At 66.7% G+C, this 14,123-nt stretch carries 8 protein-coding genes and 3 pseudogenes; 9 read left to right on the top strand and 2 right to left on the bottom strand.

Annotation, left to right across the window (positions count from 1 at the left end; translation table 11 throughout):
- Positions 1 to 18: 18 nt before the first annotated feature.
- On the bottom strand, positions 19 to 1,131 hold the full coding sequence (locus SY89_RS06345) for a glycosyltransferase (protein WP_080506610.1): 1,113 nt from the start codon (positions 1,129 to 1,131) through the stop codon (positions 19 to 21).
- A 264-nt stretch (positions 1,132 to 1,395) separates the two neighbouring features.
- Here SY89_RS06345 and SY89_RS15795 point away from each other — a divergent pair, with 264 nt between their 5' ends.
- From SY89_RS15795 to SY89_RS06385, 9 genes and pseudogenes are all read left to right on the top strand, one after another.
- Positions 1,396 to 3,468, top strand: a complete 2,073-nt coding sequence (locus tag SY89_RS15795; protein WP_080506611.1) for an oligosaccharyl transferase, archaeosortase A system-associated — start codon at positions 1,396 to 1,398, stop codon at positions 3,466 to 3,468.
- Positions 3,402 to 4,781: a hypothetical protein gene (locus tag SY89_RS15800; protein ID WP_144427147.1), complete on the top strand. Its 1,380-nt coding sequence runs from the start codon at positions 3,402 to 3,404 to the stop codon at positions 4,779 to 4,781. Before SY89_RS15795 ends, SY89_RS15800 begins: the two co-directional genes overlap by 67 nt.
- The gene (locus SY89_RS06355; protein WP_054583582.1) at positions 4,781 to 5,719 is read left to right on the top strand and encodes a DUF368 domain-containing protein; all 939 of its coding nucleotides are present in this window, start codon (positions 4,781 to 4,783) and stop codon (positions 5,717 to 5,719) included. The genes SY89_RS15800 and SY89_RS06355 overlap by 1 nt, the downstream gene beginning before the upstream one ends.
- A 71-nt stretch (positions 5,720 to 5,790) precedes the next feature.
- Complete coding sequence (gene thrS, locus SY89_RS06360) at positions 5,791 to 7,719, top strand: threonine--tRNA ligase (protein WP_054583583.1); 1,929 nt, start codon at positions 5,791 to 5,793, stop codon at positions 7,717 to 7,719.
- A gap of 61 nt (positions 7,720 to 7,780) precedes the next feature.
- A pseudogene (locus SY89_RS06365) lies at positions 7,781 to 8,970 on the top strand (pyridoxal-phosphate-dependent aminotransferase family protein).
- 168 nt (positions 8,971 to 9,138) lie between these two features.
- Positions 9,139 to 10,410, top strand: coding sequence for an ABC transporter substrate-binding protein (locus tag SY89_RS06370; protein WP_239685526.1), 1,272 nt, complete (start codon positions 9,139 to 9,141; stop codon positions 10,408 to 10,410).
- Positions 10,411 to 10,431: 21 nt separating this feature from the next.
- Positions 10,432 to 11,475, top strand: coding sequence for a carbohydrate ABC transporter permease (locus SY89_RS06375; RefSeq protein WP_054583585.1), 1,044 nt, complete (start codon positions 10,432 to 10,434; stop codon positions 11,473 to 11,475).
- A pseudogene (locus tag SY89_RS19555) lies at positions 11,472 to 12,370 on the top strand (carbohydrate ABC transporter permease). Before SY89_RS06375 ends, SY89_RS19555 begins: the two are co-directional and overlap by 4 nt.
- Positions 12,371 to 12,401: 31 nt before the next feature.
- Positions 12,402 to 13,549, top strand: a pseudogene (locus SY89_RS06385) (ABC transporter ATP-binding protein).
- 10 nt (positions 13,550 to 13,559) lie between these two features.
- Here the strand turns inward: SY89_RS06385 and SY89_RS06390 are convergent.
- Positions 13,560 to 14,009, bottom strand: a complete 450-nt coding sequence (locus SY89_RS06390) for a universal stress protein (RefSeq protein WP_054583586.1) — start codon at positions 14,007 to 14,009, stop codon at positions 13,560 to 13,562.
- Positions 14,010 to 14,123: the final 114 nt, after the last annotated feature.

Genomic DNA, 14,123 nt, shown 5'->3' on the forward strand with positions numbered 1-14,123 from the left:
AAACCCATTCGCCGAAGGTCATGTCTCGTCACCCGAACCGTATGATACATCGATCGTTGCATCGTCCTCGGCGCGGGCTACAGCGTCTTGCATTCCCTGGCGGAATGCTTCCGCGCTGTAGCGTTCGGCGTACTCCTGAATCTCGGCTGCCGACCAGGCAACCCCCTCACGCTCGAACCGTTCGACTGCCGAACGGATACTCTTGGGGTCGGGGTCGTGCGTATAACCATTCTTCCCAGCCTTTATTTGATACTTCGTGTACCCTTCGTCGACGCCGAGAACCGGCGTACCGCTGGCCAGTGCCTCTACCGGGATCATGCCGAAGTCCTCATTCATTGCGTTGAATAGCAGCGCCCGAGCCTCGCCGAGGCGACGTTTCTTCTCCGATTCGTCCATGTAGCCCACGAACCTGACGTTCTCTGGGGCTCGACGCTCGAGTCGATCGCGCTCCTCACCGGAGCCACCGACGACAAGCTCCGCATCGAGCTCTGCGAACGCGTCAACGATCGCGTCGATCCGCTTTTCGGGGATGAGCCGGGAGTAGGTGAGGTAGTACTCTTTCGGATCACTCGGGCTGTACTCGTCGACGGGGACCGGCGGGTAGACGACGTCGATGCGGTCCGCCGAGATCCGCCAGTAACGTTCGAGTCGACGGGCGACAAGCTCGCTGTTCGCGACGAACCGGTCCGGATACTTTGTATTCGGGAGGAATAGGGTTCGCGCTACGAACGAGTAGAGCCGCGTTGGAAGGCTGTCTCCTCGCTGCTGGAACAGATCGTACGGCGTTCGCGGAGTGCTGTGGACGTAGTGAATGACTGTCTGTTCGTCTTCCGGAACGTACCACGATAGTTCGTTTTTCGATAGCACGACCGTATCGTACTCAGCCAACTCCGGGATGCGCTGTGCAGCGAACGCGTAGTAGAGATCGCGTGAAAACACGGACCGGCTCAGTTGGGAGACGAGTCTACCACCGAAGAGTTGCCGAGAGTCGACATCGTCCGGAAGGTACTCCGGATCCCCAAAACCGTAGTACAGTGGCGCATCGAAGAGACGGGCCAGTTCGTTTGAGACCTGCTCTGCACCACCACGCTGTAGATAGTTTCCGTGAGCGATAGCGGTACGTCCTGTCATTTGAACACCCGTACCAACGACCGATCAGTCGGACTGCTGTGAACTACTCGCCCGAGATCGAGGGAGTGAAATCGGACGGTCGGGGACGGGAGGGTCAACATACATGGCGTTGCAGGCCAGAAGATAAAAACGCCATCGCATACGGTTTTGCTACCTCGATAGACGGTCGTAGTATGCGTATTTTGGGAGTCCCCAAGGGGAGGCCGACCACGGGCTGCTGGCTCTTTCACAAACCTTATCCCCCTTTTGCTACGATTCACGCCAATGAGTTCGCGAACCGAAAGCGGCGACTCCCTCCAGTCGCTCCGCGACACTGCGGCCAACTGGTACCACGTCCCCGCGCTCCTCTTCGCGATGGCGTGGATGTTCTGGGTGCGGATGCAGAGTTACTCCCGTTTCCTCCAGAACGGTGAAGTGTATTTCTCTGGCATGGACGCCTGGTACCACCTCCGCGAGACGAACTATATCGTCCGAAACTTTCCGTCACCAATCCCCTACGACATTTGGACTGGGTTCCCGGTCGGTACGTTCGTCGGCCAGTTCGGTACCCTCTACGACCAGCTGATCGCCCTCGTCGCCCTCATCGTCGGCCTCGGCTCCCCGAGCGACACCCTCATCGCCAAGACCCTGCTCGTCGCACCGGCAGTCTTCGGCGCGCTCGCCGTCGTCCCCGTCTACTTCATCGGAAAGCGGTTCAGTAGCCGCATCGGCGGCCTGTTCGGTGTCCTCCTCCTCGCCCTCCTCCCGGGGCTGTTCCTCCAGCGAACCCTCGTCGGCGCCGCCGACCACAACGCCGCGGAGCCGTTCTTCATGGGCCTCGCGATGGTCGGCCTGTTCGGCGCCGTCGCCGTCGCCGACCGGACGATGCCCGTCTGGGAGGTGGTCCGTGAGGAGCTGATCGAGTCCCGCGAACTCGACACGCTGAGAGAGCCACTCGCGTGGTCGATCGCAGCCGGGGTCCTCGTCGGCCTTTTCCTCTGGGTCTGGCCGCCCGCCGTGTTCCTGGTCGGCATCGTCGGCCTGTTCCTCGTCCTGAACGTCGTCACCGACGTCGTCCACGGCGACACGCCCGAACCGGTCGCGTTCGCGGTGACGGTGGCGATGCTGGTCACCGCGCTGATGAGCCTGCTCGCGATCGACACGTTCGACGCCTCGACGACGACGCTCTCGCTGCTCCAGCCGTTGGCCGCCCTCTCCGTGGCGGCAGCGGGCGTGTTCCTCTGTTGGCTCGCGCGCTACTGGGAGCGCGAGGATCTCGACACGACGTACTACCCGGCCGTGGTTCTCGGGCTCGGGATCGTCGGCGCCGCCGTGCTTTCGGTCGTCGCGTCGGGGCTGTTCAACAACGTCGTCAGGAACCTCCTCCGCATCGTCGGCTTCAGCGCGGGCGCCGCGACCCGCACCATCTCGGAGGCTCAGCCGTTCATCAGCCAGAACTCCATCAGGCAGTACGGGCTCAACTCCGCCTCCGAGCGCGTCGTCATGGAGTACGGGATCACGTTCTTCACCGCCGTCCTCGGTGTCGTGCTCATGCACGCCCGGCCCCTGATTCAGAAGGGGACCCAGCGGGCCTACAGCTACCTCGGCGGGAGTCTCGTGATCACCGCACTGATCTTCCTCACGCCGCTGCCGAGCGTTCTCGGCGGCGTCGTCGGCGTCGACCAGCAGGTACTCGGCCTCCTGATCGTCGCCGCGCTCCTCGCCGGCGCGCCGCTGGTCGTGGAGTACGAGGCGACCGACCTGCTGTTCGTGGTCTGGGCGGCGTTCATCACCTCGATGGCGTTCACCCAGGTGCGGTTCAACTACTACCTCGCCATCGTCGTCGTCGTGGCGAACGCGTATCTGTTCGCGCGCGTGCTGGCGTTCATCGACGTCGACGCCGCCCTCGCGGCGGCCGACCTCGAGGTGCGCACGATCGGGTTCGCCACGGTCCCGGTCGTGTTCGGCCTGCTGCTGCTCGACCAGACGCTCGCGGCGATCGTCGTCGCGGCCGCGGTGCTCGTCTCGGCGATCATGTTCGTCGACGAACTCGAGGGCCACCAGGTGCTCACCATCGCCGCGGTGCTCCTGCTCGTCGCCGCGCCGGTGCTCGCGGTGCCGGTCACGCTCGGGGCGTCCGCCCAGAGTGGCGGGACACAGACGGCCACCGCCGTCCAGGGCGGCAACAGCACCGGTCCGGGCGCGGTACTCGCGTGGGAGGGGACGTTCGACTGGATGCAGAACAACACCCCGAGGAGGGCAACCTCGGCGGCGCCGGCAACGCCGAGCAGATGGAGTACTACGGCGCCTACGAGCGGACTGACGACTTCGAGTACCCCGAGGGGGCCTACGGCGTGATGTCCTGGTGGGACTACGGCCACTGGATCACCACCCAGAGCCAGCGGATTCCGAACGCCAACCCGTTCCAGCAGGGGGCGACCAACGCCGCGAACTACCTGCTCGCGCCGAACGAGAGTCAGGCCCAGGACGTGCTCGACCGTCGGGCCGACGCGGGTGAGGAGACTCGCTACGTGATGGTCGACTACCAGATGGCCTCGGTCACCTCGAAGTTCAGCGCGCCGGTGACGTTCTACGACGACGAGAACGTCTCCTACAACGACTTCGCGGAGACGGTGTACAGCCTCCAGGAGACCGAGCAAGGGACGTTCGTCGACCGGAGCTCGCAGGTGTACGACCAGCGCTACTACGACAGCCTGATGGTGCGGCTCTACCGCTACCACGGCTCCGCCCAGCAGGCCCAGCCGATCGTCGTCGACTGGGAGACCCGCGAGCTGACCGCCGGCGACGGCAGCACCGTCGACGTCCGCACCGTCGGCGACAACGAATCGATGGTCAAGCGGTTCCCCAACATGAGCGCCGCGCGGGCGTACGTCGAGGAGGACGGCAGCGCCCAGATCGGCGGCGTCGGGCCGTTCCCGAGCGAGGACGTGCCCGCGCTGAAGCACTACCGACTCGTGAAGGCCAGCGAGGCACAGAACCCGAACTTCCAGCTGAACGACCGGCGACAGGCCGCGATGGCCGGCGACCAGCTCTACGGGCTGATCTACCAGACCTCGGCCACGTCGCCCAACTGGGTGAAGACGTTCGAGAAGGTGCCCGGCGCGACCGTCGAGGGCTCCGGGGCGCCGGCGAACACCGAGGTGACCGCCTCCGTGGAGATGCGGATGCCGAACTCGAACTCCACGTTCGTCTACACGCAGCACGCCCAGACGAACGACGACGGCGAGTTCACGCTGACGCTGCCGTACTCCACGACGGGCTACGACGAGTTCGGCCCGGAGAACGGCTACACCAACGTGAGCGTCCGTGCGAACACCAGCTACACCGTGACGACGCCCTCGACGACCAACGCGAGCGGCTACACGGTCCAGTACGGCCAGGAGTTCAACGTCTCGGAGGGCGCCGTGCTTGGCGTCGACGAGGAGCCCGTCCAGATCACCCTCGAGAAGCGCACGCAGGCGCCCGAGGGCGCACAGAACGACTCCGACACCAACAGCACGGACACCAACAGTAGCAGCCTCACCGCCCCGGACTCGCTCAGCGTGGACTCGTCAACCGTTGACTCGACAGACGCCGGAAGCGTCGACGGGCCGAGTTCGAGCGTGCTCACGACTGACGCGTTCGGGCCGGCGGCACGCGTGACGAACTGATGCGCGGACGGAACTCCCTGGGCGTCTACCTCCGCGGGATCGCGATGGGCGCCGCGGACGCGGTACCCGGCGTCTCTGGGGGGACCATCGCGCTGCTGACCGGGATCTACCCCCGGCTGATCGCCGCGATCACCGCCGTCGAACCCGACCGACTGCTCGACATCGTGGCGGCGCCGCTGCCCGACCACCGGGCCGACGCCGTCGACGCGTTCCGGGAGATCGACGGGCTGTTTCTCGCCGCGCTGGGGCTGGGGATCGCGACCGCGGTCGTCACCGTCTCGCGAGTGCTCGAGCACGCGATGGCGGCGTACCCGGCGGCGACGTTCGGCGGCTTCTTCGGCCTCATCGGTGCCTCGGCGTGGCTGCTGCGGGGCGAAATGCAGTTCGACAGCCGTGGCCAACAGGCTGCCGCAGTCGCCGGGTTCGGCGTCGCCTTCCTGCTCTCCGGGCAGGCCGAGGGTGCGCTCGGCCACGGGCTCCCCGTCACGTTCCTCGCCGGCTCGGTCGCCGTGACCGCGATGATCCTGCCCGGGGTGTCGGGGTCGTTACTCCTGCTCCTCCTGGGGCAGTACGAGTACATGATCAGCCACCTGACCGACTTCGTCGACGCGCTGCTCGCGATCGCGACCGGGGAGTCGGCGGCGATCCCCGGCGAGACGCCGACGATTCTCACCTTCCTCGCCGGCGGCGTCGTCGGTCTGTTCACGGTCGCACACGTGGTTCGCTGGGCGCTCGAACACCGCCAGGCGGCGACGATGACGTTCCTCGTCGCGCTGGTCGTCGGCGCGCTTCGGGCGCCGGTAGTGCAGACGGCGACCCGGCTCGAGGGCGGCTGGACGCCGACCGCGCTCGGACTGTTCGGCGCGGCGGCGGTCGTCGGCGGCGCCGTCGTCGTCAGCGTCGATCGAGCCGCTGGCGGCGAGGCGATCGACATCTGAGTGGAAACCCTTCCGGGCGTCCGCCAACGCGTCTCAACAAGGCTTAATCCCCGCGGCCAGTTGCGTGGCGTATGAGCCAGATCACGGTCGTACTGCCGGACGGATCGGAGCTCTCCGTCCCGGAGGACGCCACGGTCGAGGACGCCGCCTACGAGATCGGCCCCGGACTCGGTGACGACACCGTCGCCGGCGTCGTCGACGGCGAACTCGTCGCGAAGGAGAACCAACTGCACGACGGCGCACAGCTCGAGATCGTCACCGACCAGTCCGAGGAGTATCTCGACGTGCTGCGGCACTCCGCCGCCCACGTGTTCGCCCAGGCGCTGCAGCGACTCCACCCCGAGGCGAAGCTCACGATCGGCCCCCAGACTGACGACGGGTTCTACTACGACGTGACCAACGTCGACCTCGACGACGAGGACCTCGACGCCATCGAGGACGAGATGGCCGAGATCATCGAGGCCGACTACGACATCGAGCGCCTCGAACGCTCCCGCGAGGCAGCCCTCGATCAGTACGCGGACAACCGCTTCAAACGGGAGATCCTCGAGGACGAGGCTGCCGGCGAGGAGACGGTCAGCTTCTACCGTCAGGACGACTGGGAGGACCTCTGTCAGGGCCCCCACGTCGAGTCCACCGGGAAGATCGGCGCCGTCGAACTGCTGAACATCTCCTCGGCGTACTGGCGCGGCGACGAGGAGAACGAGTCGCTCACCCGCGTGTACGGCACGGCGTTCGAGTCCGAATCCGACCTGGAGGAGTATCTCCAGATGCTCGACGAGGCCGAGGAGCGCGACCACCGCCGCATCGGCAAGGAGATGGACCTGTTCTCGGTGCCGGACCACTCGCCGGGCTGTGTCCACTTCCACCCCGCGGGGATGACGATCCGACGGGAGCTCGAGGAGTACATCCGGGAGAAGAACGACGAACTCGGCTACGACGAGGTGTGGACGCCCGAACTCAACAAGGCCGAGCTCTGGAAGCCCACGGGCCACTACGAGAACTTTACCGAGAACGGGGAGATGTTCAACTGGGTGCAGGACGACACCGAGTACGGCCTGAAGCCGATGAACTGCGCGAACCACGCCCACGTGTTCGACACGTCGAGTCACTCCTACCGGGATCTCCCGATCCGGATCTCCGAGTTCGGCACCTGCTACCGCAACGAGCAGTCCGGCGAGCTCTCGGGGATGCTGCGCGTGCGCGGCTTCACGCAGGACGACGGTCACGCGTTCATCCGCCCCGACCAGATCGAGGAGGAGATCCGCAGCACCCTCGGCGTCGTCAAAGACATCTACGAGGACTTCGGCTTCGAGATCGGCTACAAGCTCGAGACCCAGGGCGACAACGCGGTCGGCTCCGACGAGATGTGGGACGACGCCACCGACGCGCTGCAAGCCGCGCTCTCGGGCGAAGGACTCGACTACGAGATCGAGGCCGGCGAAGCGGCGTTCTACGGCCCGAAGATCGCCATCGACGCCGAGGACGCCATCGGGCGCCAGTGGACCGTCGGCACCGTCCAACTCGACTTCAACATCCCGCGCCGGCTCGAACTCACCTACGTCGGCGAGGACAACGACGAGCACTACCCGGTGATGGTCCACCGCGCGCTGCTCGGCTCCTTCGAGCGCTTCATGGGCGTCCTGATCGAGCACTTCAAGGGGCAGTTCCCGCTCTGGCTCGCGCCAGAGCAGGTCCGGATCCTGCCCGTCTCCGACGACGCGCTCGGCTACGCCCACCGCGTGAAGAACGATCTCGACGAGTTCCGCGTCGAGGTCGAGGACCGCGACTGGACGGTCGGCCGGAAGATCCGGCAGGCCCACGACGACCGCGTCCCCTACATGATCATCGTCGGCAGCGACGAGCAGGAGGCAGGGACCATCTCGGTTCGGGACCGCTACGAGCGCGAGGCCGACGGCGTGGACCCCGAGACGTTCCGCGACCACCTTGAGAGCGAACGCGACGAGAAGCGCCTCGAACCCGGCTTCCTCGACGAGTAACGCCAACGGCCGCGTTCGCCCCCACCCGCAGCTTTTAGCCGCCCCCACGAACATCCCGGCCATGTCCGACGCACCCGACGTGGGAGAGCTCTCGCCGCCGAACCGGACGCTGATGGGGCCCGGCCCCAGCGACGTGCATCCGCGCGTGCTCCGCGCGATGTCGACGCCGCTGGTCGGCCACCTCGACCCCTCGTTCGTCGAGATGATGAACGAGGTGCAGGAGCTCCTCCGCTACACGTTCCGCACCGACAACGAGTGGACGATCCCCGTCTCCGGCACCGGCTCGGCGGCGATGGAGGCCGCGATCGGCAACCTCGTCGAACCCGGCGACACGATGCTCGCCCCCAGCAACGGCTACTTCGGCGGCCGGATGGGCGAGATGGCCGAGCGCGCCGGCGGCGAGGTCGTGACAGTCGACGCGCCGTGGGGTGAACCGCTCGACCCCGACGACGTAGCCGCCGCGTTCGCGGCACACGGCGACATCGACGTGTTCGGCTTCGTCCACGCCGAGACCTCGACCGGCGTGCTCCAGCCCGAGGTGTCCGAACTCACCAGCATCGCCCACGACCACGACGCGCTGGTGATCGCCGACACCGTCACCTCGGTTGGCGGGGTCGAACTCCGCGTCGACGAGTGGGATATCGACGTGGCTTACGCCGGCCCACAGAAGTGTCTCTCCTGCCCGCCGGGGGCGTCGCCGCTCACACTGAACGACGCGGCGATGGAGAAGGTGCTGAACCGGGAGACGGACGCCCGGTCGTGGTACCTCGACCTCTCGCTGCTCGAGGGTACTGGGGCGAGGAGCGGGCGTACCACCACACGGCGCCGATCACCAACGTCTACGCGATCCGCGAGGCGCTGCGGCTCGTCGCCGAGGAGGGGATCGAGGAGCGCTGGGCGCGCCACCGCCGCGTCGCGGGCGCGCTGAAAGCTGGTGTCGAGGCGATGGGACTGGAGATGAACGCGCCCGACGAGTACTGGCTGCCCAGCCTGAACGCCGTTCGCGTGCCCGACGGCGTTGACGACGGCGAAGTGATCGACTACCTCCTGGAGGCGTACGACCTGGAGATCGCGTCCGGCCTGGGCGACCTGGAGGGCGACATCTGGCGGATCGGCTGCATGGGCTTCTCGGCGAACCCGAAGAACGTCTCGCTACTCGTGACCGCACTCGGCGACGCGCTGGCCCGACAGGGCGTCGACGTCGACGTGGGGGCGGCCGTCGAGGCGACGGCCCGGGAACTGGACCAGTAGCGAGTTCGCCCCCGGCTCTCACGGCGGCTTTACCCTGCGATTTCTCGCCTGGCTGCTCACGCGTGTGAGTCACATCTGGCGCGATTTTTCAACGAGCTGTGTCCTGTGAGGCGTTACCACAAGATTTACTCGTAAGTGTGTATACGTTCGTCACATATGTCCTCGGACATGAACGACGACGGGCTTTCGCGGCGTACTGTGCTTGCGTCCGCCGCCGCGGCGGGTGCCACCGGGCTGGCCGGCTGTAGCAGCCTCACGGGCGGCGACGACGCCCCCGAGAACCCGATCGAACTGCTCCACGCGTGGTCCGACGGGGACGGCAACGCCGCCATCGGCGCGCTCATCGAGGGGTTCGAGGAGGAACATCCCGACGTCGAGTTCGCGAACGAGCCGGTCAACGGCGCGGCGCGTGGCAACCTCGACCAGGTGATCGGGAACCGACTGCAGGCGAACGATCCGCCGAGCACCTTCCAGACGTGGCCGGGCGCGACCCTCGAGAAGTTCGGCGAGGCGTACGCCGACATCGAGGGCGACGTGTGGAACGACGATCTGAAGGAGAACTACCTGCCGGGCCCGAAGGAGCAGGCCCAACTCGACGGGACGTTCGTCACGGTCCCGCTCAACATCCACCGCATCAACAACCTGTTCTACAACACCGCGGTGCTCGAGGAGGCCGGCGTCGATCCCGAATCGCTCTCCTCGCCCGCGGACGTGGTCGACGCGTGTGCGGCCGTCGACGAGAACACCGACGCCGTGCCGTTCGCCCAGCAGACCAGCGGCTCGTGGTCGACGATCCAGCTCTGGGAGACGGTGCTGCTCGCCCAGGCCGGCCCGGACGGCTACGAGTCGTTCATCGAGGGCGAGGGCGACGTGGATCAGGTCCGCTCGGCGCTCGAGAACGTCGTCGCGCTCAGCGAGTACTACCCGAGCGACGCGTCCTCGATCGGCTTCACCGAGGCGAACACGATGGTGATGGAGGGCGACGCGGCCTTCATCCACCAGGGCGACTGGGCCGCGGGCGCCTACAGCGGCAGCGACGACTTCAACTACGGCGAGGACTGGGGTCAGGTCACCTACCCCGGCTCCGAGGGGAGCTACCTGCTCAACATGGACTCGTTCCCGTACTTCGACAACAACCCCTCGCCCGAGGCGACGAAGACGTTCCTCAGCTACTGTGGTACCACGGACGCCCAGGTGCGGTTCAACCGCGAGAAGGGCTCCATCCCGCCCCGCAAGGACGCCGACGTGTCCGAGCTCAACACGTTCCAGCAGGACCAGTACGACGACTTCACGAGCGCGGACAGCCAGCCGCCGTCGATCCAGCACGGCCTGGCCGTCTCGACGCAGATCAAAACCAACATCACTGACGCGTTCAGTGGCTTCCTCGAGGAGTACGACGCCGACGCCACCGCGGAAGCGCTCGTCGGCGCGTTCGAGTAACGCTCCCGCGGAAGCACAGTTATGCGTACCCTGATAGCCACACTCCGCAACCGAGGGTCCGACAGCGACGCCCGCACCGACGGCGGCGAGCCCGCGGCGACGCGGTCGTTTTTCGACCGGGATTCGGTCCGGTCGGCGCCCTTCTGGCTCCCGCCGTTCCTGCTGGTCGGACTGTTCGTGTACGGCGCCGTCGTCTGGAACTTCTTCCTCTCGCTGACCGACTTCTCCGGGATCGGCGAGCCGGATTACTCCGATCTGGATGTCGAGAACTACGTCGTCGCCTTCGCCGACCCGATCGACGGCTTCCTCTCGATGTTCGGGTTGGGCGGCGAAGTCGGCGGCGCGACTCCGGCGTGGTCCGATCTGACGGTCTCCCCGGTCTGGAACTCGCTGGGCAACACCATCGCGCTGATGGTCGGCTTCTCGGCCGTCTGTCTCGCGCTCGGGCTCGTGCTCGCGATCCTCGTCGACCGCGGGATCCGCTTCGAGAACACGTTCCGGACGATCTACCTACTGCCGATGAGCCTCTCGTTCGTCGTCACGGCGAAGTTCTGGCTCTACATGTACAACCCCAACACGGGGATCATCAACATCGTCCTCGGCGTGTTCGGGATCGGCCCGGTCCAGATCGTCCAGAACCCCGACCTCAAGCTCGGCGCCGTCGCGTTCGCCCTGATCTGGCAGTTCAGCGGCTACGCGATGATCGTCTATCTCGCCGCGCTGCGCGGGATCCCGTCGAGTCACTTCGAGGCCGCACGCGTCGACGGCGCGAGCACGATCAAGATGTACTGGCGCGTGATCATTCCGCAGCTCCGGACGGCGACGGTGAGCGCGCTGGTGGTCATCACCGTGTTCGCGCTCAAAGCGTTCGACTTCCTGTTCTCGATGTACGGCGGCTACCAGCCCGGCCCCTCGGCCGACATCCTCGCGACCCGGATGGTCCGGGAGGCGTACGCCAACCAGAACTGGGCGTACGGCTCGACGATCGCCGTCATCCTGTTCGTGATGGCGCTGTGTATCGTCGCGCCGTACGTCTACTCGCAGTACCAGCGAGGTGAGCTATGAGCACGGCCGACAGCGACGCCCGGCTCAAACGGCTCGGGCTCTACGCGGTCCTGGTCGCGATGGCGGGGTTCTACCTCCTGCCGATCCTGACGGGGCTGTTCACCTCGATCACGAGCCCGGAGAGCTACACGGGCCAGTCGCCGTTCCTGCCGCCGCTAGAGCCACTGATCGATGGCACTGGGTCGTTCTCCCTGCAGTCGTGGGGGAACGCGTTCGACGGGCTCGCGCGCGGGCTGGCGAACAGCTTCATCCTCGTCATCCCCGCGACGATCCTCTCGGGGCTGTTCGGGAGCATGGCCGCCTACGGGCTGACGAACGTCGACTGGCGCGGACAGGTCGGGATCTACGCCCTGTTCGTCGCCGGGATCTTCATCCCTACCAGGCGGTGCTGGTGCCGCTGACGCAGTTCTGGTACAACGTCGTGCCGCTGCAGTCGCTGTTCGCCCCGTTGGCTGGGCTCCCGCTGGTACAGGCGTACCACTGGAAGCTGGTAGCGCTGATCGTCACCCACACCGCCTACGGGATCCCGATCTGTACGCTGCTGTTCCGGGCCCACTACAAGAAGCTCTCCGACGAGATGATCGAGGCCGCCCGACTCGACGGCGCCTCGGTGTCGACGATCTACCGCCGGATCGTGCTGCCGCTCTCGATCCCGATGTTCGCGGTGGTGTTCATCTACCAGTTCACGCAGATCTGGAACGATCTGCTGTTCGCGCTGACGATCATCCAGTTCGGCGACGCCTCCGTCGTCACGCAGGAACTGGTCGGACTCGGCGTCTCGCAGTCGGGGACGAACTTCCCGCTGCGGATGGCGGCGGCGCTTTTGGCGGCGCTCCCGACGCTCGTGGTGTACGTCCTGTTCGGCGACAAGTTCGCCGAGGGGGTGGCCGCATGAGCGCCGGCGAACGGTTCAGAGGTGATTCACTATGGCAGAACTAACGCTCGATTCGGTAACGAAACTGTTCAACGAGGGGGGGAACGACGAGGTTGTCGCCGTCGACGACCTCACGATGGGTATCGAGGACGGCGAGTTCCTCGTCCTCGTCGGCCCCTCCGGCTGTGGGAAGTCGACGACGCTGCGCATGATCGCCGGGCTCGAGACCGTCACCGACGGCGAGATCCGGCTCGGGACGCGCACGATCAACGACAGCTCGCCCGCGGACCGGGACATCGCGATGGTGTTCCAGTCCTACGCGCTCTACCCCACATGACCGTCCGCGAGAACATGCGCTTCGGGCTCGAGGAGTCGACCGATATGCCCGACGACGAGATCCGGACGAAAGTCGAGGACACGGCGTCGATGATGGGCATCGAGGAACTGCTCGACCGCAAGCCGGCGGAGCTCTCCGGCGGCCAGCAGCAGCGCGTCGCGCTCGGGCGGGCGATCGTGCGCGACCCGTCGGCGTTCCTGATGGACGAACCGCTCTCGAACCTCGACGCGAAGCTCCGGGCGACGATGCGGACCGAACTCCAGCGCCTCCAGGCCGACCTCGGCGTGACGACGGTGTACGTCACGCACGATCAGACCGAGGCGATGACGATGGGCGACCGTATCGCCGTGCTCGACGACGGCGTGCTCCAGCAGATCGGGACGCCGCTCGAGTGTTACCACGCGCCGAGCAACCGCTTCGTCGCCGGCTTCATCGGCGAGCCGTCGATGAACTTCTTCCCGACGACGCGCTCGGCCGACACGCTCTCGGCCGAGCAGTTCACCTACCCGCTGCCGGCGGCGGCCACCGACGCGCTGGGTGACGCGACGGACATCACGCTCGGCGTGCGCCCGGAGGACGTGGGGGTACAGCCCGAAGCCGACGCCTCGGGCGACCACGAGTTCGAGTGTGTCGTCGACGTGGTCGAACCGGTCGGCGAGTCGAACAACGTCTACCTCCGGTTCGCCGGCGCGCCCGAGGGCGAGACGTTCATCGCGACGATCAGCGGGATGCGCAACGTCGCGGCCGGCGACCGCGTGGTCGCCACCATCCCGCCGTCGGCGATCCACCTCTTCGACGACCGCACCGGCGAGGCGCTGCGCAATCGCTCGCTCGCGGACGTCGACGGCGTCACGCTGAGCTAAGCCCGCGCTCTCAGGGCTTCCGGATGTACGTCACCGGACAGCCGGCGTTGAGCAGGATCTCCTGGGCGGTCGAGCCGAACACTGCCTTCCCCGTGGGCGAGCGCCCGCGGCCGCCGACGATCAGCATGTCGGCGTCGAACGCCGTGGCCAGCGCGAGCACCTCGTCGCTGGTGTCGCCGACGGCGCCGTGCCAGGCGTACTCCACCCCGGCGTCGTCGAGCGTCGTCCCCACCTCCCGGATCGTCGCGTGACGTTTGGCGACCGTGTCGGGCGAGACCCCCGCGTCCGGGTCGAACTCGAGTTGGCGCTTGACGGCCTCGTACCGCTCGTCGGAGAACACGTGAACGAGGTGGACCGTCGCGCCGGCCGGTTCCGCGATGTCGATCGCCGTCGCCGCGATCGACGCGACCCGCTCCTCGTCGTCGTCGCCGATCGCGACGACGACCGTTTCGAGGCTCATGGGCGACGTTGACACCCCTGAGCACGGGCCGGCCTGGGCGATGACTGCGTCCCGTCATCGATTCACCGCCACCCGTTCGCGCTGATCGTCGCCGTCGCACCTGGAGCCCGGTTC

This window comes from Halolamina pelagica, assembly GCF_001307315.1.
GTDB lineage: Archaea > Halobacteriota > Halobacteria > Halobacteriales > Haloferacaceae > Halolamina > Halolamina pelagica_B.

Coding starts and splice junctions, on each gene's coding strand:
- SY89_RS06345 (WP_080506610.1), bottom strand. CDS start 1,131: ATGACAGGACGTACCGCTATCGCTCACGGAAACTATCTACAGCGTGGT.
- SY89_RS15795 (WP_080506611.1), top strand. CDS start 1,396: ATGAGTTCGCGAACCGAAAGCGGCGACTCCCTCCAGTCGCTCCGCGAC.
- SY89_RS15800 (WP_144427147.1), top strand. CDS start 3,402: ATGGAGTACTACGGCGCCTACGAGCGGACTGACGACTTCGAGTACCCC.
- SY89_RS06355 (WP_054583582.1), top strand. CDS start 4,781: ATGCGCGGACGGAACTCCCTGGGCGTCTACCTCCGCGGGATCGCGATG.
- thrS (WP_054583583.1), top strand. CDS start 5,791: ATGAGCCAGATCACGGTCGTACTGCCGGACGGATCGGAGCTCTCCGTC.
- SY89_RS06370 (WP_239685526.1), top strand. CDS start 9,139: ATGAACGACGACGGGCTTTCGCGGCGTACTGTGCTTGCGTCCGCCGCC.
- SY89_RS06375 (WP_054583585.1), top strand. CDS start 10,432: ATGCGTACCCTGATAGCCACACTCCGCAACCGAGGGTCCGACAGCGAC.
- SY89_RS06390 (WP_054583586.1), bottom strand. CDS start 14,009: ATGAGCCTCGAAACGGTCGTCGTCGCGATCGGCGACGACGACGAGGAG.